General features: G+C 67.9%; 18 protein-coding genes. 7 read left to right on the top strand and 11 right to left on the bottom strand.

Annotated elements, in window-relative coordinates; all coding sequences use genetic code 11:
• Window positions 1-179: 179 nt before the first annotated feature.
• Entirely contained in the window at window positions 180-1,208 is a 1,029-nt protein-coding gene (gene adhP / locus ACTJJX_RS13965) for an alcohol dehydrogenase AdhP (RefSeq protein ID WP_003096816.1), read from the top strand.
• Window positions 1,209-1,244: 36 nt separating this feature from the next.
• Here the strand turns inward: adhP and ACTJJX_RS13960 are convergent, their stop codons facing one another.
• On the bottom strand, window positions 1,245-2,153 hold the full coding sequence (locus ACTJJX_RS13960; protein ID WP_003096819.1) for a LysR substrate-binding domain-containing protein: 909 nt from the start codon (window positions 2,151-2,153) through the stop codon (window positions 1,245-1,247).
• A 175-nt stretch (window positions 2,154-2,328) separates the two neighbouring features.
• Here ACTJJX_RS13960 and aspA point away from each other — a divergent pair, with 175 nt between their 5' ends.
• On the top strand, window positions 2,329-3,753 hold the full coding sequence (aspA, locus tag ACTJJX_RS13955) for an aspartate ammonia-lyase (protein ID WP_003096822.1): 1,425 nt from the start codon (window positions 2,329-2,331) through the stop codon (window positions 3,751-3,753).
• 363 nt (window positions 3,754-4,116) lie between these two features.
• Here the strand turns inward: aspA and ACTJJX_RS13950 are convergent, their stop codons facing one another.
• Both ACTJJX_RS13950 and pdxR read right to left on the bottom strand, forming a co-directional pair.
• Window positions 4,117-5,331, bottom strand: a complete 1,215-nt coding sequence (locus ACTJJX_RS13950; protein ID WP_003106317.1) for a YeeE/YedE family protein — start codon at window positions 5,329-5,331, stop codon at window positions 4,117-4,119.
• A gap of 36 nt (window positions 5,332-5,367) precedes the next feature.
• Window positions 5,368-6,843: a MocR-like pyridoxine biosynthesis transcription factor PdxR gene (gene pdxR / locus ACTJJX_RS13945; protein WP_003136388.1), complete on the bottom strand. Its 1,476-nt coding sequence runs from the start codon at window positions 6,841-6,843 to the stop codon at window positions 5,368-5,370.
• 127 nt (window positions 6,844-6,970) lie between these two features.
• Here pdxR and ACTJJX_RS13940 point away from each other — a divergent pair, with 127 nt between their 5' ends.
• Together ACTJJX_RS13940 and ACTJJX_RS13935 are read left to right on the top strand one after the other, a co-directional pair.
• Entirely contained in the window at window positions 6,971-7,420 is a 450-nt protein-coding gene (locus ACTJJX_RS13940) for a GNAT family N-acetyltransferase (RefSeq protein ID WP_003096834.1), read from the top strand.
• An 8-nt stretch (window positions 7,421-7,428) separates the two neighbouring features.
• Window positions 7,429-8,103 carry a GNAT family N-acetyltransferase gene (locus tag ACTJJX_RS13935; protein WP_003096837.1) on the top strand — a complete coding sequence of 225 codons (675 nt, stop codon included), beginning with the start codon at window positions 7,429-7,431 and terminating at the stop codon, window positions 8,101-8,103.
• A gap of 24 nt (window positions 8,104-8,127) precedes the next feature.
• On the opposite strand, the gene mtr is transcribed toward ACTJJX_RS13935, so the two are convergent.
• From mtr to ACTJJX_RS13920, 3 genes are all read right to left on the bottom strand, one after another.
• Window positions 8,128-9,381: a tryptophan permease gene (gene mtr, locus ACTJJX_RS13930; RefSeq protein WP_003096841.1), complete on the bottom strand. Its 1,254-nt coding sequence runs from the start codon at window positions 9,379-9,381 to the stop codon at window positions 8,128-8,130.
• A 180-nt stretch (window positions 9,382-9,561) separates the two neighbouring features.
• On the bottom strand, window positions 9,562-11,385 hold the full coding sequence (gene oadA / locus ACTJJX_RS13925; RefSeq protein WP_003105555.1) for a sodium-extruding oxaloacetate decarboxylase subunit alpha: 1,824 nt from the start codon (window positions 11,383-11,385) through the stop codon (window positions 9,562-9,564).
• 15 nt (window positions 11,386-11,400) lie between these two features.
• Window positions 11,401-12,816: an acetyl-CoA carboxylase biotin carboxylase subunit gene (locus ACTJJX_RS13920; protein WP_003096848.1), complete on the bottom strand. Its 1,416-nt coding sequence runs from the start codon at window positions 12,814-12,816 to the stop codon at window positions 11,401-11,403.
• A 213-nt stretch (window positions 12,817-13,029) separates the two neighbouring features.
• On the opposite strand from ACTJJX_RS13920, the gene pycR reads away from it, so the two are divergent.
• Entirely contained in the window at window positions 13,030-13,965 is a 936-nt protein-coding gene (gene pycR, locus ACTJJX_RS13915) for a LysR family transcriptional regulator PycR (RefSeq protein ID WP_003121355.1), read from the top strand.
• On the opposite strand, the gene ACTJJX_RS13910 is transcribed toward pycR, so the two are convergent.
• The gene (locus ACTJJX_RS13910; RefSeq protein ID WP_003105559.1) at window positions 13,919-14,134 is read right to left on the bottom strand and encodes a PA3496 family putative envelope integrity protein; all 216 of its coding nucleotides are present in this window, start codon (window positions 14,132-14,134) and stop codon (window positions 13,919-13,921) included. The two genes, pycR and ACTJJX_RS13910, sit on opposite strands and share 47 nt — an antisense overlap.
• A gap of 106 nt (window positions 14,135-14,240) precedes the next feature.
• Window positions 14,241-15,122, bottom strand: a complete 882-nt coding sequence (gene hexR, locus ACTJJX_RS13905) for a transcriptional regulator HexR (RefSeq protein ID WP_003096857.1) — start codon at window positions 15,120-15,122, stop codon at window positions 14,241-14,243.
• An 85-nt stretch (window positions 15,123-15,207) separates the two neighbouring features.
• On the opposite strand from hexR, the gene zwf reads away from it, so the two are divergent.
• Window positions 15,208-16,674: a glucose-6-phosphate dehydrogenase gene (zwf, locus tag ACTJJX_RS13900; protein WP_016852276.1), complete on the top strand. Its 1,467-nt coding sequence runs from the start codon at window positions 15,208-15,210 to the stop codon at window positions 16,672-16,674.
• Window positions 16,675-16,754: 80 nt separating this feature from the next.
• Window positions 16,755-18,149: a prephenate-dependent tRNA uridine(34) hydroxylase TrhP gene (gene trhP, locus ACTJJX_RS13895; protein ID WP_003105560.1), complete on the top strand. Its 1,395-nt coding sequence runs from the start codon at window positions 16,755-16,757 to the stop codon at window positions 18,147-18,149.
• Here the strand turns inward: trhP and ACTJJX_RS13890 are convergent.
• From ACTJJX_RS13890 to ACTJJX_RS13880, 3 genes are read right to left on the bottom strand one after another with little or no spacing between them, the layout of a single operon-like run.
• The gene (locus ACTJJX_RS13890) at window positions 18,143-18,868 is read right to left on the bottom strand and encodes a DUF3142 domain-containing protein (protein ID WP_003096864.1); all 726 of its coding nucleotides are present in this window, start codon (window positions 18,866-18,868) and stop codon (window positions 18,143-18,145) included. The two genes, trhP and ACTJJX_RS13890, sit on opposite strands and share 7 nt — an antisense overlap.
• Entirely contained in the window at window positions 18,865-21,066 is a 2,202-nt protein-coding gene (locus ACTJJX_RS13885; RefSeq protein ID WP_003158567.1) for a hypothetical protein, read from the bottom strand. The genes ACTJJX_RS13890 and ACTJJX_RS13885 overlap by 4 nt, the downstream gene beginning before the upstream one ends.
• Before the next feature lie 58 nt (window positions 21,067-21,124).
• Window positions 21,125-23,980 carry a putative bifunctional diguanylate cyclase/phosphodiesterase gene (locus ACTJJX_RS13880; protein ID WP_003096868.1) on the bottom strand — a complete coding sequence of 952 codons (2,856 nt, stop codon included), beginning with the start codon at window positions 23,978-23,980 and terminating at the stop codon, window positions 21,125-21,127.
• Window positions 23,981-24,066 lie beyond the last annotated feature (86 nt).

Raw genomic sequence — 24,066 nt, 5'->3', positions numbered from 1 at the left:
CCGTTTTTTCGCGCCATGGCGGGAAACTTGCCGCAACTCAATGCGCGCCTGCCACGAGCGGCCAGACTGGTTGTCGCGGCGCGCTCCGAGGGAGCGGCGGCCGCGCCGGTTCCGCAGCCTGTCGCGGTGCCCGTCAAAGGCGCCGCGACAGGCGCTCAGCCCCGTCCAAGGAGATGACCATGACCCTGCCACAGACCATGAAAGCCGCGGTCGTGCACGCCTACGGCGCGCCGCTGCGGATCGAGGAAGTCAAGGTTCCGCTGCCCGGCCCCGGGCAGGTACTGGTGAAGATCGAAGCCTCCGGCGTCTGCCACACCGACCTGCATGCCGCCGAGGGCGACTGGCCGGTGAAGCCGCCGTTGCCGTTCATTCCCGGTCACGAAGGCGTCGGCTACGTCGCCGCGGTGGGCAGCGGAGTGACCCGGGTGAAGGAAGGCGACCGGGTCGGCATCCCCTGGCTGTACACCGCCTGCGGCTGCTGCGAGCACTGCCTGACCGGCTGGGAGACCCTCTGCGAGAGCCAGCAGAACACCGGCTACTCGGTGAACGGCGGCTATGCCGAATACGTATTGGCCGACCCGAACTACGTCGGAATTCTGCCGAAAAACGTCGAATTCGCTGAAATCGCGCCGATCCTCTGCGCCGGCGTCACCGTCTACAAGGGGCTCAAGCAGACCAACGCGCGCCCCGGCCAGTGGGTGGCGATCTCCGGCATCGGTGGCCTCGGCCACGTCGCCGTGCAGTACGCCAGGGCCATGGGCCTGCACGTCGCCGCCATCGACATCGACGACGCCAAGCTGGAACTGGCGCGCAAGCTCGGTGCCAGCCTGACGGTCAACGCCCGGCAGGAAGACCCGGTGGAGGTGCTCCAGCGCGACATCGGCGGCGCCCACGGGGTGCTGGTCACCGCGGTATCCAACAGCGCCTTCGGCCAGGCCATCGGCATGGCGCGCCGCGGCGGCACCATCGCCCTGGTCGGCCTGCCGCCGGGTGACTTCCCGACGCCGATCTTCGACGTGGTGCTCAAGGGCCTGCACATCGCCGGCTCAATCGTCGGCACCCGCGCGGACCTTCAGGAAGCCCTCGACTTTGCCGGCGAAGGCCTGGTCAAGGCGACCATCCATCCGGGCAAGCTGGACGACATCAACCAGATCCTCGACCAGATGCGCGCCGGGCAGATCGAGGGGCGCATCGTCCTTGAGATGTGACCTGCGGGGCGGCGTCCCGGCGCCGCCCTTGCCTGTCTACTCGACGCTGCCCAGCCCGCCTTCCAGCTTGCGCCAGAGCAGGCGGATCGCCGCCTTGCGTACCAGCGCGCAGCGGTACAGGCGGATTTCCTGCGGCACGAACCATTGCGGCCCGCCACAGATCGCCAGCTCACCGCGCTCCAGTTCGTTGACCACGCTCAGCCGTGGCACCCAGGCCACGCCCATGCCTTGCAGCGCCATGCTCTTCAGGCTGTCGGCCATCGCCGTCTCGTAGACCGTGGTGTAGCGCAGGTTGCGCTGGCGCAGCAGCAGGTTGACCCCGCGGCCGAGGAAGGCGCTGGCGCTGTAGGCGAGCAGCGGCACGCTCTGGCCGTTCTCCAGGTCGAACAGCGGCTGGCCCTCGGCGTTCACCGCGCAAACCGGCAGCATCTCGGTGCGCCCCAGGTGCAGCGAGGGGAAGATCTCCGGGTCCATCTGCAACGCGGCGTCAGGGTCGTAGAACGCCAGCATCAGGTCGCAGCTACCCTCGCGCAGGGAATGCACCGCCTCGCCGACGTTGGTGGCGATCAGCCGGCTGGCGATGTTCAGCCCCTCGTTGCGCAGCCGCGCGATCCACTGCGGGAAGAAGCCCAGCGCCAGCGAGTGGGCGGCGGCGAACTGCAGCACCTCGCCCTGCCCGCCTTCCAGGTGGTGCAGGTGGCGCACCACCTGGCCGAGCTGCTCGACCACGCTGCGCGCGGTGACCAGGAACAACTGCCCGGCCTCGGTCAGTTCCACCGGCGTGCGCTGGCGATTCACCAGGGTCAGGCCGAGGGCGTCCTCCAGGCTGCGAATGCGCCGGCTGAAGGCCGGCTGGGTGACGAAGCGTTTCTCCGCCGCCTGGGAAAAGCTGCGGGTGCCGGCCAGGGCGATGAAATCCTCCAGCCACTTCAGTTCGAGGTTCACGACGGGAAAGGCTCCGGTAATGCGATGACACGTCCGCCATCATACCAGCGTCACATCCAACATTATGCCGTTTGTGCATGAGGCAGCGTTTAACAGCATTGGCCACGAAATCGTCACATCCTTAGTCTAGTGGGCATCGCGGCACTGGCCGTGTCCCTCTGAGACAAATCCCGTCATGTCCCCCGTTGCATCTTCCCGTATCGAGAAAGACCTGCTCGGCACCCTCGAAGTGCCCGCTGACGCCTACTACGGCATCCAGACCCTGCGCGCCGTGAACAACTTCCGCCTCTCCGGGGTGCCGCTGTCGCACTACCCGAAGCTGGTCGTTGCCCTGGCCATGGTCAAGCAGGCCGCCGCCGACGCCAACCGTCAGCTCGGCCATCTCCCGGAAGACAAGCACGCCGCCATCAGCGAGGCCTGCGCCCGCCTGATCCGCGGCGATTTCCACGAGCAGTTCGTGGTGGACATGATCCAGGGCGGCGCCGGCACCTCCACCAACATGAACGCGAACGAAGTGATCGCGAACATCGCGCTGGAAGCCATGGGCCACACCAAGGGTGAGTACAAGTACCTGCACCCGAACAACGATGTGAACATGGCGCAGTCGACCAACGACGCCTACCCGACCGCCATCCGCCTGGGCCTGCTGCTCGGCCACGACACCCTGCTGGCCAGCCTCGACAGCCTGATCCAGGCCTTCGCCGCCAAGGGCGTCGAATTCGCCGGCGTACTGAAGATGGGCCGCACCCAGTTGCAGGACGCCGTGCCGATGACCCTCGGCCAGGAATTCCACGCTTTCGCCACCACCCTCGGCGAAGACCTCGACCGCCTGCGTCGCCTGGCGCCGGAGCTGCTCACCGAAGTGAACCTCGGTGGCACCGCCATCGGCACCGGCATCAACGCCGACCCCGGCTACCAGAAGCTCGCCGTCGAGCGCCTGGCCGCCATCAGCGGGCAGCCGCTGAAGCCGGCCGCCGACCTGATCGAAGCCACCTCCGACATGGGCGCCTTCGTGCTGTTCTCCGGCATGCTCAAGCGCACCGCGGTCAAGCTGTCGAAGATCTGCAACGACCTGCGCCTGCTCTCCAGCGGCCCGCGCACCGGCATCAACGAGATCAACCTGCCGCCGCGCCAGCCGGGCAGTTCGATCATGCCGGGCAAGGTCAACCCGGTGATCCCGGAAGCGGTCAACCAGGTCGCCTTCGAAGTGATCGGCAACGACCTCGCCCTGACCCTGGCGGCCGAAGGCGGCCAGTTGCAACTGAACGTGATGGAGCCACTGATCGCCTACAAGATCTTCGACTCGATCCGCCTGCTGCAACGCGCCATGGACATGCTCCGCGAGCACTGCATCACCGGCATCACCGCCAACGTCGAGCGCTGCCACGAACTGGTCGAGCACAGCATCGGCCTGGTCACCGCGCTGAACCCGTACATCGGCTACGAGAACTCCACGCGGATCGCCAAGACCGCCCTGGAGAGCGGCCGCGGCGTACTGGAACTGGTACGCGAGGAAAAGCTGCTGGACGAAGCCACCCTGGCCGACATCCTGCTGCCGGAAAACATGATCGCGCCGCGCCTGATTCCACTGCGCGCCTGATCCGATACGAGATCGAGCGCGCCCAGGTCCGGCTATCGACGCAGCCGGGCCGCAGCGCAGCCGATCGAAGAAGGCTCACCGGTAGAGGGGGAGTACTACCCCCTCGACCTTTAGGGATGGATACCCTTCATCCCTTCTTTTATACCCGGCGCCCCGGCCCAGCCGCGGCGCCACGCTCACCGGTCGAGAGGGATACCAACTTTCCCTCTCTACACTCTGAGGGACACGGCGACCTGCGGTGTCCCTTCTTTTTTTCACCGCTCAAGACGGCCCGCAGATCTTCCCCGTTGCCGAGGTGCTGTGTGGCTGCGCTCACCTGTGGATAACGTCCGCGTCATACGTCCTACGAAGGCATATCCCCTCTCAACACCCCGTCAACCCTTGCTCCCGCCGCTCCTCCGGGAAGAAATAGGGCCTCAATACCCGTACCCCGACGCTGTTGCCGGCAAACGCCGCCACCAACCACAACCAGCCATGCAGGCTGCCGGACGCGATCCCGCTGAAATACGCGCCGATGTTGCAGCCATAGGCCAGGCGCGCGCCGTAGCCGAGCAGCAGCCCGCCGATCACCGCCGCCGCCAGCGAACGGCGCGGGATGTCCAGGTTCGGCGCGAAGCGTCCGGCCAGGCCGGCGGCGAGCAGCGCGCCGAGGACGATGCCGATGTCCATCACGCTGGTGATGTCTTCCCACAGCGGCGCGGCCAGCGCCTTGGCGTTCGCCGGCGTCTGCCAGAAGGCCCAGGCGCCGACGTCCAGGCCCACGCCCTGGGCGATCTTCGCGCCCCACAGGGCGAAGGCCGACGTGATGCCCCAGGGGCGTCCGGCGAGGTACAGGGTGAGGAAGTTGAGCAGCGCCAGCGCCAACGCGCCCCAGACCAGCGGCCAGGGGCCGCGGAGGAAGCGCCGCCAACCCCGCCATTCGGCGCTCGGCGGGGTTTCCAGGGTGCCGTGGCGGGCCTTCTCCATGCGTACCGTGACCCCGGCGATGCCGATGAACACCGCCAGGCTCAACACCAGCGCCGGTGCCAGGCCCAGTTCGGCGACCAGCGAGATCGGCGGCAGCGACGGCAGGGCGAACCACCAGCCGACATGCTGGGTGGCGATCAGCGAGCCGAGGATGAAGAACAGCAGGGTCACCAGCATCCGCGCGTTGCCGCCGCCGACGGTGAACAGGGTGCCGGAGGCGCAGCCGCCGCCCAGTTGCATGCCGATGCCGAAAATGAAGGCGCCGACGATCACCGAAGTACCGACCGGCGAGACGAAACCGCTCACCGGCTGGCCGAACAGGCTGCCCGCCGCCAGCGCCGGGAAGAACAGCAGCACCGCCAGCGCCAGCATCACCATCTGCGCGCGCAGCCCGGCGCCGCGCCGTTCGCGGATGAATACCCGCCAGGCGGAGGTGAAGCCGAAGGCGGCGTGGTAGAGGGTCAGGCCCAGGGCGCCGCCGACGATGAAGAGGATGGCCTGGCGCGCGCTGACCGCGTTGAACAGGAACAGCCCGCCGAGCACCAGCAGGGCGAAGGCGATCAGGGGGGCGGCGAGCTTGCGCTCGGGCGCGGCGGAAAGGGCGACACTCATGGCTACTCCTGGGCGCGAGGGTGATCCGGGGGCATTCTAGTCAGTCGCGACGACGGGTCCAACCAGGGCCTCCCGCCGCCAGGCCTTGCGCAACGCCCGCAGCGCCTCATCGATACGCGCCTCGGGTACTGCCGCGAAGCCCAGCACCAGGCCCGCGCGGTCGTCTGGCGCAACGCTGGAGTCGTCCATCCAGTAGTCGCTCAAGGCGCTGACTTCCACCCCGGCGGCTGCCGCCGCGGCGATCAGGGCCCGCTCCCGCGCCAGGCTGTCGACCCGCACGCACAGGTGCAGCCCCGCCTCCACCGCCGGCAACGGCTGGCAACCCGGCGCCTCTGGCCAGCCCCGCAGCAAGGCGTCGCGGCGGGCGCGGGCGGCGCGGCGCATGCGGCGGACGTGGCGCTGGAAATGCCCCTCGGCGATGAAGTCGGCCATGACCCGCTGGGTGCCCACCTCCGAATGGCGTACCTCGATGGCCCGCCGCTGGCGGAAGCGCTCGACCAGCGCCGGCGGGACCACCAGGTAGCCCAGGCGCAACGCCGGGAAGGCGATCTTGCAGAAGGTCCCGACGTAGAGCACCCGGCCCTGTCGGTCCAGCGCGGCCAGCGGCGCCAGCGGCGTACCGCTGTAGCGATACTCGCCGTCGTAGTCGTCCTCGACGATCCAACCGTCGGCGCGCTCGGCCCACTCCAGCAGCTCCAGGCGCCGCGCCAGCGACAGGGTGACGCCGGTGGGGTACTGGTGTGACGGCGTGACATAGGCCAGGCGGCAGCCGGCAATGCCCGCGAGCCGGTCGCTGCGCAGCCCCTCGGCGTCGAGGTCGATCCCGTGCGGTACCGCGCCGGTCGCGGCGAAGGCCAGGCGCGCCGCGCGGTAGCCAGGGTTTTCCACAGCCACCGGATCGCCGTTCTCGAGCAACACCTGGGCGCACAGGCGGATGGCCTGCTGCGCGCCATGGGTGACGATCACCTGTTCCGCCTCGCAGCGCAGGCCGCGCGCGCTGCGCAGGTAGGCGGCGATCAGCTCGCGCAGGCGCGCCTCGCCGGCCGGGTCGCCGTAGCCCAGGCAGTCCGCCGGTGGGTTGCGCCAGAAGCGCGCCTGTAGCCGCGCCCAGGTGTCGAAGGGGAACAGGTCGAAGGCCGGCACGCCGACGCGGAACGCTCGCGGCGCGCCTTCCGGTGGCGGCGCCAGGGCCGCCGGGCCGCGCGGCGCGGGAGCGCTCGGGGCGACGGCGGGGGCCCTGCCTGGGATTTCCTGCAACTCGGCAACGTAGGTGCCGTCGCCTGTGCGCCCGTCGATATAGCCCTCGGCGTGCAACTGTTCATAGGCCCGCACCACGGTGTTGCGCGAGACCTTCAGGGCCTGGGCCAGTTCGCGGCTGGCGGGCATCCGCGTGCGGCTGCCGAGGCGGCCGTCGAGGATCCGTTCGCGCAGCGCGGCGTAGAGCTGGCGGGCCAGGCCCTGGGCGGGGTCGAGGTGGATGCCGGCGGCGTCGAAGGGCAGTACGGTGGCCATGGCGGTCTCGGAGGGAAGAAAGCGCCAGTGTGGATTGGACCTGTGGAATTGACCAGCAATGGATCTTCTAGCGGACCATTTCCCGGCCTAGTCTGGAGGCACCTTTACCCGGACATGGAACCGAGCCATGAGCACGTCCCTGCAGATTCGTCCCGTCGGCGCCGGCGACCACGCCGCCTGGCTGCCGCTGTGGGAGGGCTACCAGCGCTTCTACAAGACCGAGATCGCCGCCGCTACCAGCGACGCCACCTGGCAGCGCTTCCTCGACGCCGACGAACCGATGAACGCCGCCCTCGCCTGGCTCGACGAGCGCGCCGTAGGCCTGGTGCACTGGATCTACCACCGCTCCTGCTGGACCGTCGGCGACTACTGCTACCTGCAGGACCTGTTCGTCGCCGAGGGCCTGCGCGGCGAAGGCATAGGGCGCCGGCTGATCGAGCATGTCTACGCCGAGGCCGGCGCCGCTGGCTGTTCGCGGGTGCACTGGCTGACCCACGAGAGCAACAGCGACGCGATGAAGCTGTACGAGCGCATCGCCGACAAGTCCGGTTTCCTTCAGTACCGCAGGATTCTCTGAGGCCCACCATGCGCGAACCCTTGAACTGGCGCCCCGTCGCCACTCCACCCCACGCCCCGCTCGACGGCCGCTTCGTCAAGCTCGAACCGCTCGATCCGCAACGCCACGGCGACGACCTGTGGGACGCCCTGCAAGGGCCTGGCGCCGACCCGTTGCTGTGGGAATACCTGGCCTACGGCCCGTTCGCCGAGCGCCCGGCGTTCGACGCCTGGCTGGCCGGCCAGGCGGCCAGCCGCGACCCGCTGTTCTTCGCCGTGCGCGAGCGGCGCACGCAGCGCGCCGTCGGCCTGCTCAGCTACCTGCGGATCACGCCGAAGGATGGCGTCATCGAAATCGGCCATATCGCCTTCGGCGCGCCGATGCAGCGCACACCGGGGTCTACCGAGGCGGTCTACCTGCTCGCCGAACTCGCCCTCGGCCGCCTCGGCTACCGCCGCCTGGAGTGGAAGTGCAATGCCGGCAACGCCCGTTCGATGCGCGCCGCCGAGCGCCTGGGCTTCACCTACGAAGGCACCTTCCGCCAGCACATGGTGGTCAAGCAGCGCAACCGCGACACCGCCTGGTTCTCCCTGCTCGACAGCGAATGGCCGGCGCGACAGGCGGCGTTCGAGCGCTGGCTCGATCCTTCCAACTTCGACGCCGAAGGCCGCCAGCGGCAGACGCTGGAGGCGCTGCGCGACTAGCCCCTGGCAGGGACTGCCGGTCGCTCAACGGTACTCCGGCAGCCAGTGCAGGCTGGCCAGGATGTGCGCAACCGCGTTGGCCACGCCGAACAGCAGCACCAGCACGATCGCCGGCGTGCCGCCCCAGGCGCGGAACAGCGGGCTGCCGAAGCGCTTGCGCGAGGCCCGCGCCATCAGCGCCGGAACGATCACCGCCCAGAACGCCGCGGCCAGCCCGGCGAAACCGATGGCGTAGATGAAGCCGTTGGGGAACAGCAGCCCGCCGATGGTCGGTGGGACGAAGGTCAGCAACGCGGTCTTGAAGCGCCCGAAGTGGCTGTCGTCGAACCTGCACAGGTCGGCCAGGTAGTCGAACAGGCCGAGGGTCACGCCGAGGAAGGAGCTGGCCACCGCCAGGTTGGAGAAGGTGGTGAGCAACGCGTTCAGCGAATCCGACGCGGTGATCCGGTGCAGGTATTCCACCAGGGTGCCGACGTTGCTGCCGCCGGCGATGATGCCCTTGAACTGCTCGCGCGGGATGGTGCCCAGGGTGCTGGCCTGCCACAGCAGGTAGATGGCCAGGGCGATCAGGGTGCCGATCCACAGCGAACGGCTGATCCGCTGCGGGTCCTTGCCGTAGTACTTCATCAGGCTCGGCACGTTGCCGTGGTAACCGAAGGAAGTCAGGCAGAACGGTAGGGTCGCCAGCAGGTAGGGCCAGTAGACCGCGTCCGGCTCGCCGCTGTTGAACAGGATCGCCGGCTGGATGCGCCCGAGCAGGCCGCTGATGGAGAGGCCGAAGGTAATGATCATGCCGCCGAGCATCAGCGTGGTGATGCGGTCCACCGCGCGGGTGCTCCACCACACCACCAGCGCCACCGCCAGGGCGAACAGCAGCCCGGCGAGCTTTTCCGGCAGGGTCACGCCGAGGCCGCTGGACAGGGTGTAGCCGATGATCGAGCCGCCGCCGGAGATATAGGCATAGGTGAGGATATAGAGGACGAAGGCGATGCTCAGCCCGTTGACCACATTCCAGCCCTGGCCGAGCAGGTCGCGGGTGATGGTCGAGAAGCTCGAGCCCACCGGGTAGTTGAGGTTGGCTTCGAGGATCATCATCCCCGACAGCAGCATGCAGAACCAGGTGAGCAGGAACACCGCCACCGACCAGCCGAACCAGATGCCGGACATGGCGATGGGCAGGGAGAACATTCCGGCACCGACGGCGGTGCCGGCGATGATCATCGAACCGCCGAGCAGCGAGGGCCGGCGGCTGGGCGTTTGAGCTGGAGAGGACGACACCTGGACTTCCCGATAGTCAGCGCCTGCGGCGCGACGCGCCGTTGGGCAGAGGCGGCATTCTAGGCGGCGCGCGCGCCGGGCGCACCCTGGCAGGGCGAACAGCCGGCCGACGCGGCAACCGATGCCGATAAAAAAAGGGGAGCATCATGCTCCCCCAGGGACTTTAACCGTCTGTCGCGGTCAGCCCGCAATCTCGATCAGGATCTCGCCCGGGTTGACCCGGTCGCCCTTGGCCACGTGGATCGCCTTGACCGTACCGGCGATGCCGGCCTGGACCTCGGTTTCCATCTTCATCGCCTCGGTGATCAACACCGCCTGGCCGGCCTTGACGCTATCGCCTTCCTTCACCAGCACGTCGACGATGTTGCCCGGCATGGTGGTGCTGACGTGGCCCGGCTCGCTGGCATGCTTGCGGCCGCTGGCGGAGCCGGCGACATATTCGTTGAGCGGCTCGAACACCACTTCTTCCGGCATGCCGTCGATGGACAGGTAGAAGTGCCGCTTGTTGTCGCTCTTCACGCCGACCCCGGTGATGTCGACGCGGTAGGTCTCGCCGTGCACGTCGATGACGAACTCGGTCGGGGTGCCTTCCGCGCCAGCGGCGGCGACGCCCTTGCCGGTGGGAATCGGCAGCAGTTCCTCGGGCTTCAGGGTGCCGGCCTCACGCTCTTCGAGGAACTTGCGCCCGATGTCCGGGAACATCGCGTAGGTGAGTACGTCTTCCTCGGACTTGGCCAGGTTGCCGATCTCGCTGCGCAGCTTGTTCAGCTCCGGCTTGATCAGGTCGGCCGGGCGCACGTCGATAACTTCCTCGCTGCCGATGGCCTGGCGCCGCAGTTGCTCGTTGACCTCGCCGGGGGCCTTGCCATAACGGCCCTGCAGGTACAGCTTCACTTCGTTGGTGATGGTCTTGTAGCGCTCGCCGGCGAGCACGTTGAAGAACGCCTGGGTGCCGACGATCTGCGAAGTCGGCGTCACCAGCGGCGGGAAACCGAGGTCGGCGCGGACCCGCGGGATTTCCTCGAGCACCTCGCCCATACGGTTCAGCGCGCCCTGCTCCTTGAGCTGGTTGGCCAGGTTGGAAATCATCCCGCCCGGCACCTGGTTGACCTGCACGCGGGTATCCACGCCGGTGAATTCGCTCTCGAACTGGTGGTACTTCTTGCGCACCGCGTGGAAGTACATGCCGATCTCCTGGATCAGCTCCAGGTCCAGGCCGGTGTCGTAGGGGGTACCGCGCAGCGCCGCGACCATCGACTCGGTACCCGGGTGGCTGGTGCCCCAGGCCATGCTGGAGATCGCCGTGTCGATACGGTCGGCGCCGTTTTCCACGGCCTTCAGCTGGCACATGCTGGCGACACCGGCGGTGTCATGGGAATGCACCACCACGTCCAGCGGCAGGGCGTCCTTCAGGGCCTTGACCAGGTCGCCGGTGGCATAGGGGGTGAGCAGGCCGGCCATGTCCTTGATGGCGATGGAGTCGACGCCCATGTCGGCCATCGCCTTGCCCTGGGCGACGAAGGCCTCGATGGTGTGCACCGGGCTGGTGGTGTAGCAGATGGTGCCCTGGGCGTGCTTGCCGGCGGCCTTCACCGCCTCGATGGAGACGCGCAGGTTACGCACGTCGTTCATCGCGTCGAAGATGCGGAACACGTCGATGCCGTTGACCGCCGCCTTGGCCACGAAGGCGCGCACCACATCGTCGCTGTAGTGGCGGTAGCCGAGCAGGTTCTGCCCGCGCAGGAGCATCTGCAGGCGGGTGTTGGGCAGCGCCGCCTTGAGCTTGCGCAGGCGTTCCCACGGGTCTTCCTTGAGGAAGCGCACGCAGGCGTCGAAGGTGGCGCCGCCCCAGACTTCCAGCGACCAGTAGCCGACGCGGTCGAGCTTGTCGCAGATCGGCAGCATGTCCTCGGTGCGCATGCGGGTCGCCAGCAGCGACTGGTGGGCATCGCGCAGGATGGTATCGGTGACGCCGGTCTTCTTCGCTTGGATGGTGTTGCTCATGTTCTGCTCCTTCCCTTACAGGCCGGCGTGGGCCGCGATGGCGGTGGCGATGGCGATGGCCAGGTGCGACGGGTTGCGCTTGATCGAGTACTGGGTCAGTTCCGGGTGGCTTTCGACGAAGCTGGTGTTGAACTGGCCGCTGCGGAATTCCGGGTTGCGGAGGATTTCCTGGTAGTACGGCGCGGTGGTCTTGACCCCTTGCACGCGCATGTCGTCGAGGGCGCGCAGTCCGCGATCGAGGGCCTCTTCCCAGGTCAGCGCCCAGACGATCAGCTTCAGGCACATCGAGTCGTAGTACGGCGGGATGGTGTAGCCGGTGTAGATCGCCGTGTCGGTACGCACGCCGGGGCCGCCGGGGGCGTAGTAGCGGGTGATCTTGCCGAACGAGGGCAGGAAGTTGTTCTTCGGGTCCTCGGCGTTGATGCGGAACTGCAGGGCGTAGCCGCGATGGACGATGTCGTCCTGCTTGACCGACAGCTCCAGCCCGGAAGCGATGCGGATCTGCTCGCGGACCACGTCGATGCCGGTGATTTCCTCGGTGATGGTGTGCTCCACCTGGACCCGGGTGTTCATCTCCATGAAGTACACCTCGCCGTCGGCGAGCAGGAACTCCACGGTGCCGGCGTTCTCGTAGCCCACCGCCTTGGCCGCGCGCACCGCCAGGTCGCCGATGTAGGCGCGCTGCTCGGGGGTGAGCTGCGGGCTCGGGGCGATCTCGATGAGCTTCTGGTTGCGGCGCTGGATCGAGCAGTCGCGCTCGAACAGGTGCACGGTGTTGCCGAAGGAATCGGCGAGGATCTGCGCCTCGATGTGCTTGGGATTGACGATGCACTTCTCGAGGAATACTTCGGCGCTGCCGAAGGCCTTGGTCGCCTCGGAGATCACCCGCGGGAACGCCTGTTCCAGCTCCTCGCGGCTGTTGCAGCGACGGATGCCACGGCCGCCGCCGCCGGAGGTGGCCTTGAGCATCACCGGGTAGCCGATCCGCTCGGCTTCGCGCAGGGCCTCGGCGAGATCGGCGACGTTACCTTCGGTGCCGGGGGTGCAGGGCACGCCGGCGGCGATCATGCTGCGGCGGGCTTCGGTCTTGTCGCCCATGCGGCGGATCACTTGCGCCGACGGGCCGATGAACTTGATACCGCGCTCGGCGCAGATTTCCGCCAGCTCGGCATTTTCCGAGAGGAAGCCATAACCGGGGTGCAGGGCGTCGCAGCCGCTTTCCACCGCCAGGTTCACCAGGGCGCGCGGGTTGAGGTAGCCGGCCAGCGGGTCCGCGCCGATGCTGTGGGCTTCGTCGGCGCGCTTGACGTGCAGCGCGTGGCGATCGGCCTCGGAGTAGACGGCCACCGAGCGGATGCCCATCTCGGCGCAGGCGCGCACGATGCGGACGGCGATCTCGCCGCGGTTGGCGATCAGGATCTTCTTGATCACGGAGGTCTCCCTCTTCGGGGTTGGGAACCTGGTACGGTCGATCCGGATATTCCGGTCGCTGCATGACCGGCAGGCAGCTCCCGGTCGCGCTTTTACCCTACCCCCGTGAGGGTGATTAACAAAAATCAATAATTATTGGGATAGCCATTAGAAAAGCTTTATAGTCGCCCGACCGATCTCGGTCAGAGTGTGACTGGAATGCGTAAGTCGTTGATGCGTATGACATTACGGCAGCTTCAGGTTTTTCGTGCCGTATGCGAGAGCCGCTCCTACAGCCGGGCGGCGGAGGAAATGGCCCTGACCCAGCCGGCGGTCAGCCTGCAGATCCGCCAACTGGAAGAGCTGGTCGGCCAGCCGCTGTTCGAGTACGTCGGCAAGAAGCTCTACCTGACCGATGCCGCCGAAGCCCTGCTGAAGACCAGCACCGACCTGTTCCAGCGCCTGGAAAGCCTGGACATGCAGCTCTCGGACCTGAAGGGCTCGCTGCAGGGCCAGTTGCGCCTGGCGGTGGAGTCCAGCGCCAAGTACATCACCCCGCACCTGTTCAAGGCGTTCCAGAACCTGCATCCGGAAGTCAGCCTGAGCCTGACGGTGGTCAACCGCACCCAGGTGATCAAGCGCCTGGCCGACAACCGCGACGACCTGGTGATCATGTCCCTGGTACCGCAGGACATGGCCCTGGAGTTCCTGCCCTTCCTGAACAACCCGATCATCGCCGTGGCGCCGCCGGACCATCCGCTGTGCAACGCCGCGAAGCTGGCCCTGAAGGACCTGGAGCCCTTCCCGCTACTGGTCCGCGAACCGGGCTCCGGCACCCGCAAGGCTTGCGAGGAGTTCTTCCAGCAACGCCGCGCGCACTTCTCGCAGATCCAGGAGATCGCCTCGCTGGAGTCCCTGCGCGAAGGGGTGATCGCCGGCCTCGGCCTGGCCCTGCTGCCGCGCCATGCGGCGCACCAGGAACTGGCCAACGGCCTGCTGCGCGAACTACCGGTGGAGGAATTGCCGCTCTATCGCAGCTGGTGCCTGGTGCACGCCAAGGGCAAACGCCTGAGCCCGGTGGCCCAGGCGTTCGTCGCCTTCGTCCGCGAGGAGCGGGCGCTGATCAGCCAGCTCGCTGGGCGCTTCGCCGGCCCTGGCGGTTCGAGCTGAGGTAGGCGGCGGCTACCAGCTCGGGGTAGTCGGCCAGTTCCTGGCGCAGGCGCAGTTCTTCGCAGTGGTCCTCGATCGCCCGACGGAATTGCATGCGCCGCTGGTCTTCGAGCTTGCGGCGGGTTTTCGAATCCACGTGCTGGGCATTGGCATCGCTATGACGGGGCATCTCGCGTCTCCCATGGCCGACTGGCTGGAGTCGCGAGCATCGCGCAGCAATGTGACGGTTTGGCGGCAGGCCGGTGAAGACTGCGTTATGCCTTCCCGGCGGCGCCTCAGGACGGCTCGCCGCGCTCTTCCTGGTTCTTCATCACCTTCGGCGACAGGCGCAGGCTGCGCAGGCTGCGCTTGACGCTCTTGAGGTGGTTGACCAGGTCCGGGCCGCGGGCCATGGCCACGCCCATCGCCAGCACGTCGATCACCACCAGGTGGGCGATGCGCGAGGTCAGCGGGGTGTAGATGTCGGTGTCCTCGTGCACGTCGATCGCCAGGTTGACCGTGGCCAGGTCGGCCAGCGGGGTCTGGCTCGGGCACAGGGTGATCAGCGTGGCGCCGGCCTCGCGCACCAGATTGGCGGTGATCAGCAGGTCCTTCGAGCGACCCGACTGGGAAATGCAGATGGCCACGTCGCTGGGCTTGAGGGTCACCGCCGACATCGCCTGCATGTGCGGGTCGGAGTAGGCCGCCGCCGACAGCAGCAGGCGGAAGAACTTGTGCTGGGCATCCGAGGCCACCGCGCCGGAAGCGCCGAAGCCGTAGAACTCCACGCGCTGGGCGTGGGCGATGGCGGCGATGGCGCGCTCCAGGGCGTGGGTGTCCAGGTGCTCGCGGACTTCCATCAGGCTGTGCAGCGTGGTGTCGAAGATCTTCAGGCTGAAGTCGGCCACCGAGTCGCTCTCATGGATCGAGAACTGGCCGAAGCTGGCGCCGGCCGCCAGGCTCTGCGCCAGCTTCAGCTTGAGGTCCTGGAAGCCGCTGCAGCCGATGGCGCGGCAGAAGCGCACGATGGTCGGCTCGCTGACCCCGACCCCATGGGCCAGTTCGGCCATGGAGCTGTGCATGACCGACGCCGGATCGTTGAGAACGTGATCGGCGACCTTGAGTTCCGACTTGCGGAGCTGTTGGCGGGACTGGGCTATGTGCTGCAGCAGGTTCACAGGCTGGGCTCGATTCTCTGTAGTAACCTTGTAGTTATACTACAAACAGTCAGCCACGCCCAGCCAACGCCGTCGGGAGCTTACCTTGAGTACACCAGCCACTCCAACGTCCTGCGACATCCTGGTCTTCGGCGGTACCGGCGACCTGGCCCTGCACAAGCTGCTGCCGGCGCTCTATCGCCTGCACCGGGAGGACCGCCTGCCGGCCGATACGCGGATCTTCGCCCTCGCCCGCAGCGCGCTGGACAACGCCGCCTTCCTCGCCCTCGCCGAGCGCAACGTCCGCGCGGTGGTGGCGCGCAGCGAGTTCGCCGCCGAACAATGGAAAGGCTTCGCCGCGCGCCTCGACTACCTGGCCATGGACGCCTCGCAGAGCGCCGACTTCGGCCGTCTCGCGCGGCACCTGAAGAGCAGCGAGGGCCGGGTGCTGGTGCACTACCTGGCGACCTCGCCGAGCCTGTTCGCGCCGATCGCGCAGAACCTCTCCATCGCCGGCCTCGCCGGGCCGCAAGCGCGCATCGTGCTGGAAAAACCGCTGGGCCATTCGCTGGACTCGGCGAGGGCGATCAACCAGTCCATCGGCCGGGTGTTCGACGAGTCGCGGGTGTTCCGCATCGACCACTACCTGGGCAAGGAAACCGTGCAGAACCTGATGGCCCTGCGCTTCGCCAATGCGTTGTTCGAGCCGGTCTGGCGCGCGGCGCACATCGACCATGTGCAGATCAGCGTCAACGAGACCCTTGGCGTGGAGAACCGTGGCGGCTACTACGACCACGCCGGGGCGATGCGCGACATGGTGCAGAACCATCTGCTCCAGTTGCTCTGCCTGGTGGCGATGGAGGCGCCGGTGCGTTTCGACGCCGAGGCTGTGCGCAACGAGAAGCTCAAGGTGCTGCAGGCGCTGAAGCCGATCTCCGGGCTCGACGTGCAGGACAAGACGGTACGCGGCCAGTACGCCGCCGGCAGGATCGGCGGCCAGGAGGTGCCGGCGTACTACTTCGAGAAGAACGTCGACAACGACAGCGATACCGAGACCTTCGTCGCGCTCCAGGCCGAGGTCGAGAACTGGCGCTGGGCCGGGGTGCCGTTCTACCTGCGCACCGGCAAGCGCATGGCGCGCAAGTGCTCGGAAATCGTCATCCAGTTCAAGCCGGTGCCGCACAGCCCGATCGACGGCGGCGGCGGGCCGGCCAACCGCCTGTGGATAAGGTTGCAGCCGGAGGAGCGGATCAGCGTGCAACTGATGGCCAAGACCCCGGGCAAGGGCATGCAACTGGAACCGGTGGAGCTGGACCTCAACCTGGCCGAGGCCCTCAGCCGCAACAAGCGGCGCTGGGACGCCTACGAGCGCCTGCTGCTGGACGTGATCGAGGGCGACTCGACGCTGTTCATGCGCCGCGACGAGGTAGAGGCCGCCTGGGGCTGGGTCGACCCGATCCTCGCCGGCTGGCGCGAGCACTACCAGAGCCCGCGGCCCTACCCGGCCGGCAGCAACGGCCCGGAACAGGCGCAACTGCTGCTGGAACTGCAGGGTCGACGCTGGCTGGAATGACGCGGACATTGATCCGGCTCAGGATCGCCCGGCGCGCGCTCGGCTAGAGTCGCGCGCCCACGTCGTTGCGAGCCCGAACCATGACAGCCACCACCCTCCGCCCCGAACTGCTGTGCCCCGCCGGCACCCTGAAAAGCATGCGCTATGCCTTCGCCTACGGCGCCGATGCCGTCTACGCCGGGCAGCCGCGCTACAGCCTGCGGGTGCGCAACAACGATTTCGACCACGCCCAACTGGCCGAAGGCATCGCCGAGGCCCACGCACTTGGCAAGCGCTTCTACGTGGTGGTCAACATCGCCCCGCACAACGCCAAGCTGAAAACCTTCCTGCGCGACCTGGAGCCGGTGGTCGCCATGGGTCCGGATGCGCTGATCATGTCCGATCCCGGCCTGATCATGCTGGTTCGCCAGCATTTCCCGCAGATGCCCATCCACCTGTCGGTGCAGGCCAACGCGGTGAACTGGGCCGCGGTGCAATTCTGGCGGCAGCAGGGCCTGACCCGGGTGATCCTTTCCCGCGAGCTGTCGCTGGAGGAGATCGAGGAAATCCGCCAGCAGGTGCCGGACATGGAGCTGGAAGTGTTCGTCCACGGCGCCTTGTGCATGGCCTATTCCGGGCGCTGCCTGCTGTCCGGCTACATCAACCGCCGCGACCCCAACCAGGGCACCTGCACCAATGCCTGCCGCTGGGAATACAAGGCGGTGGAGGGCCGCGAGGACGAGCTGGGCAACGTGGTGGCGCGGGAGCCGACCCTGGGACGCGGCGCGCCGACCGAGCAGGTGTTCCTCCTCGAGGAAGGCAACCGTCCCGGCGAACCGATGGCCGCCTTCGAGGACGAACACGGCACCTACATCATGAATTCCAAGGACCTCCGCGCCGTGCAGCACGTCGAGCGGCTGGCGCGGATCGGCGTGCACTCGCTGAAGATCGAGGGCCGCACCAAATCCCACTACTACGTGGCGCGCACCGCCCAGGTCTACCGCCAGGCGATCGACGACGCGGCGGCCGGCAAGCCGTTCGACCGCGGCCTGATGGACACCCTGGAGTCCCTCGCCCACCGCGGCTACACCGAGGGCTTCCTGCGCCGCCACGTGCACGACGAGTACCAGAACTACCAGCACGGCCATTCGTTGTCCGAGCGCCAGCAGTTCGTCGGCGAACTCACCGGCGAACGCCGCGACGGACTGGCCGAGGTGGAGGTGAAGAACCGCTTCCAGCGCGGCGACAGCGTCGAACTGATGACTCCGCGAGGCAACCTGAGCCTGCGCGTGGAGGACCTGCGCAACGCCGCCGGCGAGGCCATCGAGGTGGCGCCGGGCAATGGCCACGTGGTCTACCTGGCGCTGCCGGAAGGCCTGGACCTGTGCTACGCGCTACTGATGCGCGATCTCCAGCCCGGCCAGGATACCCGCCAGCCGCAGGCCGAACGCAGCGGCGGGTGTGCCGGCAAGGGCGCTTGCGGCTGCGCTCACTGAGGGTTGAGCAGGAACACCACGTAGCCCCTGAACCAGGGGCTCTTTTCCAGGTAGTCGGGGGCTTGCCAGTCGCCGCCCTGGACCAGGCCGATCCGGTACGGCAGTTGCAGGCGGCTGACCCGCGGGAGGTAGGCGGCGTGGTTGGGAATGCTGTGGCGCCCCTGGTAGGTCTGCACCACCACTTCGTCGACCACGCCCTTGAGCCGGTTGATCGCCGCCGGCTCGGCGTTGCTGCCCCAGTCGAGCAACCCGGTGATGCTCAAGCGGTATTCGCGGGGCAGGCGCCGGCGCAGGTCGCGGAGGAAATCGACGTACTCGTCGAGGTAGCGGGTACGCGCATCGAAGTCGATCTGGATGCCGACCACCGGGTTGCCGGCACGCTTCCAGCGCTGCACCTGGTTCAGCACGGCCTGGTAGATCTGCGGCGTCCAGCGCAGGGTATGGGCGCGGTACACCACCCAGACCTCACCCCGCGCCAGGCGCGGCACCGAGATGCCCTGGGCGATCAGCCGCACGCCCTCGCCGGGGCGCCGGCGCGACTGGCTGATCTGTCCCTGCAGGATGTACAGCGTCTCGGCCCGCGCCAGCACCGGCTGCGGCGCGACGCCGCTCCACAGCCAGAAGGCGCCGTAGTCCTCGGCGCGCACCGCGGCCTCGACGGACGGCAACAGCGGCAGGCCCAGCAACAGGCCCGCCAGCCAGGCTCGCCAGCGCCTCACCAGTAGTACTTCAGTTCCTTGGCCCAGGAGCTGTCGGCGTAGGTCGACTTGAGCGTACGGAACCATTGCTTGCGCTCGGCCTGCGGGATGTCCTGCTGGCCGCAGGTGTTGTAGCCGGCCGGGGCGAAGCAGTTGATCGCGCGGAACAGCGCGTAGGCCTTGTCTTCGCGCGGAGCCTTGGGGTTGTCCATGACCAGGCGATAGCCATCCAGCCGGGAGTACACCTCGCCCTTGAAGCCGCTCGGGGTGCCGCCCAGCTCGTTGGCCTCGGGCTGGCTGTCCAGCGGCATGCCGTCGAGACCGTTGCGCAGGATGAATTCGCCCAGGCAGTTCAGGCCCTTCGGGTCCTTGTCATCGGCGGCCAGCGCCGCAGCCGACTCGGCGATGGCCGGGCAAACGTAGCCGGACTCGGCCTTGTCGCCCTTCCAGCGGAACAGCTCCAGGCTGTTACCGGCGCCGTAGACATAGCCGAGGCTGGTGCCCAGCTTGGTCTGCGAGGGGGTTTCGCCGAGCAGCGCGAAGTCCTTGCCGAAGTCGGCGAAGCGGCTGCGGCGCAGGTCCTTGTAAAGGAGAGTGAACAGCGCGGTATCGCGCTCTTCCGCCGTCGCGCCCTGCTTGGCCTGGCGGCGCAACAGCGCGGCGTCGGCGACGTTGCGCAGGAGGATGCTGCGCAGCAGCGGCTCCTGGACCGGCGAACCTTCGGCGAAGACCTTTTCCAACTGGCCGCTGCGCTCGTAGTTGAGCGCCAGGGCCAGCTGCAACTGGCCCTTCTGGTACGGCTGCGCGGCCTGCGGCAACAGTTCCAGCCAGAGCGCCTCGGCGGCTTTCCAGTCCTTCTGCTGCTCCAGCGCCAGCCCGCGCAGGGTCTGCTGGCTGAAGCCGACGTAGTCGAGGCTGCCGACCTTTTGCGGCAGCGCTTCGAGGGTCTTCGCCGGATCCTGGTCGACATAGAAGCGATAGGCCGCCTGCAGGTAGGCGAACAGTTCGGGATGCGCGGCGAAGCTGGCCTGTTGGGCCTGCAGCGTTTCCCAGGTGAAGCTGCGCGGGGTCGACGGATCGTGGGCGCGCATCTGCACCAGGTCGGCCACCGCCAGCAGCAGCGGAGTCTGGATGTCGCCGAGCTGGATACCGGTCAGGAGCTTGTTGTCGACCTCCTGGACCAGGTCTTCCAGGGCCATGTTGCGCTGCCCTTGCTCGGCTTCGGCGAATTGCGCGGCATAGTCCTGGGCCAGCAGCTTCTGGTCGCCGGCCAGCCAATGCACGCGCCGTTGCAAGCCCTTGGCCGAGGCGGCGTAGAGCCCCTTCGGATACGCCTGCAGGTAGGCCTCGAGGGCGCTGCGGGTCTGTTCCAGGCGAGCCTTGTCGACATTCTGCAGCTCGGGGAAGCCCATGTCGTCGAAGGCGTTCTGCTGGGCGGCGTTGAGCAGGGTGCGCGCCTGCAGGTACAGGGCGGTTTCCTTCAGCCAGGGCTGCGACACGTCCTGCAACGCCTTGAAGCCCTGTTCGGCTTCGTCGAAGCGACCGCTGTAGAAGTTGGCCGCAGCCTCCAGGTACGTGGCGAAGGCCTTGCCTGCGGCCGACTCGACGCCTTGCGCGAGCACACCGCCCAGTTCCTCTTGTTCCCAGCCGCAGGCACCGAGCAGGTCCAGGCGGCTGTTGGCCAGGGCCTTGGTCTCCGCCTCGCCCAGCCCGGCGTCACGCACCTGGCGAAGAAACGCCAGCGCGCTGTCCTGGTCGTTGCTGCGGCAGCGGCTGCCCTCGCCCTCGAAGAATTCGGCGCCGGCGATCTTTTCCGGTAGCGCTTCGGCGCCCATCTGCCGGGCCAGTTCGGCGAGCGGCGAGGGCGCTGGCGCAGGCGGCGGTGTCTCGGCCTCGCTCGCCGCCGGCGGCGCGGGCGGCTGGCTGCCGTCGCCGGGCAGCAGGCGGAACAGGCCGAACGGTACCAGGCCGTAGCCTTCGAGCTTCTCTTCCTCCGACGGCGGCGCCTCCACCAGCCGCCAGTGGCCGGCGTCGGCCAGCAGCAGGCGCAGGTTGGCGCGGGTGTCGTTGCCCGGGGCGAGGAACGGCAGGGTATCGCAGACACCGCCGCCGACCAGCGACCAATCGGGATAGCAGGAGTCGTCGCTGCTGGCCTGGGCCAGCGGGGAGAGACCGGCGCCCACCAGCAGGAGGGCGGGAAGAAGCGGCTTCGAGCGCATGAATCGTCCTTAATTCGTGGGAGTCGAAAGTGCTACAGCATACTCCGCCGGATCGCGTTCAACGAGCCTGGCGCAAACCTTCCTCCAGGGCATGGGCCGGCAACGGCCGGCCGATCAGGTAGCCCTGCAGCTCGTCGCAACGCTGGGCCACCAGGAAGTCCCGCTGTTCGATGGTTTCCACGCCTTCGGCGACCACCTTCAGGTCGAGGCTGTGGGCCATGGCGATGATCGCCCGGATGATCGCCGCATCCTCGCTGTTCTGGGTCAGGTCGCGGACGAACGACTGGTCGATCTTCAGGTAGTCCAGCGGCAGGCGCTTCAGGTAGCTGAGCGAGGAATAGCCGGTGCCGAAGTCGTCGACCGATAGCTTCACCCCCATCTCGCGCAACTGGCGGAAGGTCGCCAGGACACTATCGAGGGCGTCCAGCCACTGGCTTTCGGTCAACTCCAGCTCCAGTTGCGCCGCCGGCAGGCCGCTGTCGGCAAGCGCCGAGCGCACTACGTCGAGCAGGTCGCCCTGGCGCAACTGGTGGACCGAGAGGTTCACCGAGACCCGCAGGTTCAGGCCCCGCTGGCTCCACTCGGCGGCCTGCAGGCAGGCCCGGCGCAGGACGAATTCACCGATCTCGCCGATCAACCCGCACTCCTCGGCGAGGCCGATGAAGGTCGACGGCGGGATCATGCCCTCCTCCGGATGGTGCCAGCGCACCAGCGCCTCGACCGAGTCCGGGCGGGCGCTGGCCAGGCACAGCTTGGGCTGGTAATGCACGTCCAGCTGGCCCTCCTCGACCGCCTTGCGCAACCGGGTTTCCAGGCGCAGGCGTTCGAGGGTGCTGTCCTGCAGGTTGTCGCGGAAGAACTGGAAGGTATTGCCGCCGAGTTGCTTGGCATGTTGCATCGCCAGGTTCGCCTGGCTCATCAGCACGGAGATTTCCCGTGCCTGCTCGGAAAACAGGCTGATCCCCAGCGAGGCGCCGAGGATCAACTCGTGGCCGAGCACGCTCACCGGCTGGCGCAACTGGACCAGCAGGCGTTCGGCCAGGCGCGACAGGGCCGCGGTGCCGGTGCCGCCATCGAGGAGAATGGCGAACTCGTCGCCGGCCAGACGCGCCAGGGTGTTGGCTTCCGGCGCGGTGCGCCGCAGGCGCTGGGCCATCTCCCTGAGCAACTGGTCGGCGACCTCGTGGCCGAGGCTGTCGTTGAGCAGCTTGAAGCGGTCCAGGTCGATCAGCAGCAGGGCCAGCCCGCCCTCCTCCTGGCGCGCCCGCTGGGCCGCCTCGTGCAGCCGCTCGCGGAACAACCGGCGGTTGGCCAGGCCGGTCAGTTCGTCGTAGTGCAGCAGGTGACGCAGGCGCTCCTCGACGTCGCGGCGGGCACTGAGATCGGTGAAGAAACCGACGATGTGGGTCGCCTCGCCATTGCCGTCGCGCAGCAGGTTGAGCTGCAGCCATTGGGGATAGGGATCGCCATTCTTCCGCGTATCCACCAGTTCGCCCTGCCACTGCCCGTGCTGGCGCAGCTCGGCGCGGATCTGCCGGTAGTGGCGCTGGGCCTCGGGGGTATTCACCAGCAGGCTGGCGTTGCGCCCGACCACGTCCTCGCGGCGATAGCCGGTGATGCGACTGAAGGCCTGGTTGACCGCCAGCAGGTTGTAGGCCGGATCGAGGATCACGATGCTCTCGCTGGCCGCCTCGAACACTGTCGCGGCCAGTTGCTGCTGCTCTTCCAGGCGCTTGCGCGCGCTGATGTCGCTGCGCGTGCCGAGCATCCGCGTCACCCGTCCCCGCGGGTCGCGAGCCATGGCCCGGCCACGATCCTCCAGCCAGCGCCAGCCGCCCTCCCGGTCGCGCACGCGGTACTCCACCCGGTATAGCTCGCTGCGCCCCTTGAGATGTTCGGCGAGGGCGCGACGGATGCGCGGCAGGTCGCCGGGGTGGATGCTTTCGATCAGCCTGCGATAGTCCTCGGGACCGTCCCCGGCGTCGCTGAAGACCGCCTCGAGATAGGAATGCTGGACCCGGCCGCTCTCCAGGTCCCAGTCCCACAACCCCAGTTCGCTGGCCTCCAGGGCCATGGCCAGGCGCGCCTCGCTCTGGCTGAGCGCCTGGCTGGTCGCGCCAAGCTCCTCGGTGCGCGCCTCCACCCGGCGCTGCAAGGCATCGCGGGCGGCGCGCAGCTCGCGTTCGACCAGGCGCCGCTGGCCGACCTCCTGGGCGAGCTTGCGATTGAGCGCTTCGGCCTCGGCGTTGACGCGTTCCAGGTGCAGGTTCAGCGCCTGGGTCTGGAAGCGTCGCAGCAGCGCGCCCTGCACCAGCCGGTGGATCTGCCCGGCGACCACCAGCAGCGCCACCAGCAGGATCAGGCCGAGCACGCCCCAGCCCTGCAACAGGCTATGCGGCTGCAACAGCAGGAAAACGATGGATGGCAGCAGGCCCGGCAAGGCGAAGGTGAGGAAGGCCGGCAGGCTCACCGCATAGGCGACGCTGGCGGAGAGGATCGCCGCCGCCACCAGGCCGAACACCAGCACCTGCTGGAGGAAGGCATCGGCCGGGACCAGCATGATCACCGCGAACGCCAGGGTCAGGCCCGAGGCGCCGGCGCCGCACAGGAAGGTCCGCCGCCAGTGGCGGCTGGCCTGGCGACGGCTGTCGGCCTGCTGGAAGGCGGCGACCTGCAGCAGGCGCAGGACGGCGAGCAACACCAGCCAGACCAGCCAGCCACCGAGCAGCCAGCTGCTGACCTTGCCCCACACCAGGCAGGCGCTGGTCACGCCGCCGAGCAGCATGAGCAGGGTCGGCGTGCGCGAGCCGAGATAAAGGAGCCGGGTACGCTCGATGGCAATTTCGCGGGCGTAGAGCCGCAGTACATCGGTGCTGCCGCCCGGCAGCGCCAAGGGCTCGACATGGACGGTCATAGGCGCTTGTTCTTGTAGTGGTTTGCCTTGAAGTGGCCGGAGCATAACCGAGCAGGGGCAGGCTGCCCAAGGCCGGGATAGAGCAT

Source organism: Pseudomonas sp. 22490, from assembly GCF_052044465.1.
Taxonomy (GTDB): domain Bacteria; phylum Pseudomonadota; class Gammaproteobacteria; order Pseudomonadales; family Pseudomonadaceae; genus Pseudomonas; species Pseudomonas aeruginosa.
This window is presented reverse-complemented; position numbering and strand designations above follow the sequence as displayed.

Coding starts and splice junctions, on each gene's coding strand:
- adhP (WP_003096816.1), top strand. CDS start 180: ATGACCCTGCCACAGACCATGAAAGCCGCGGTCGTGCACGCCTACGGC.
- aspA (WP_003096822.1), top strand. CDS start 2,329: ATGTCCCCCGTTGCATCTTCCCGTATCGAGAAAGACCTGCTCGGCACC.
- ACTJJX_RS13950 (WP_003106317.1), bottom strand. CDS start 5,331: ATGAGTGTCGCCCTTTCCGCCGCGCCCGAGCGCAAGCTCGCCGCCCCC.
- pdxR (WP_003136388.1), bottom strand. CDS start 6,843: ATGGCCACCGTACTGCCCTTCGACGCCGCCGGCATCCACCTCGACCCC.
- ACTJJX_RS13940 (WP_003096834.1), top strand. CDS start 6,971: ATGAGCACGTCCCTGCAGATTCGTCCCGTCGGCGCCGGCGACCACGCC.
- ACTJJX_RS13935 (WP_003096837.1), top strand. CDS start 7,429: ATGCGCGAACCCTTGAACTGGCGCCCCGTCGCCACTCCACCCCACGCC.
- oadA (WP_003105555.1), bottom strand. CDS start 11,385: ATGAGCAACACCATCCAAGCGAAGAAGACCGGCGTCACCGATACCATC.
- pycR (WP_003121355.1), top strand. CDS start 13,030: ATGCGTATGACATTACGGCAGCTTCAGGTTTTTCGTGCCGTATGCGAG.
- ACTJJX_RS13910 (WP_003105559.1), bottom strand. CDS start 14,134: ATGCCCCGTCATAGCGATGCCAATGCCCAGCACGTGGATTCGAAAACC.
- trhP (WP_003105560.1), top strand. CDS start 16,755: ATGACAGCCACCACCCTCCGCCCCGAACTGCTGTGCCCCGCCGGCACC.
- ACTJJX_RS13885 (WP_003158567.1), bottom strand. CDS start 21,066: ATGCGCTCGAAGCCGCTTCTTCCCGCCCTCCTGCTGGTGGGCGCCGGT.
- ACTJJX_RS13880 (WP_003096868.1), bottom strand. CDS start 23,980: ATGACCGTCCATGTCGAGCCCTTGGCGCTGCCGGGCGGCAGCACCGAT.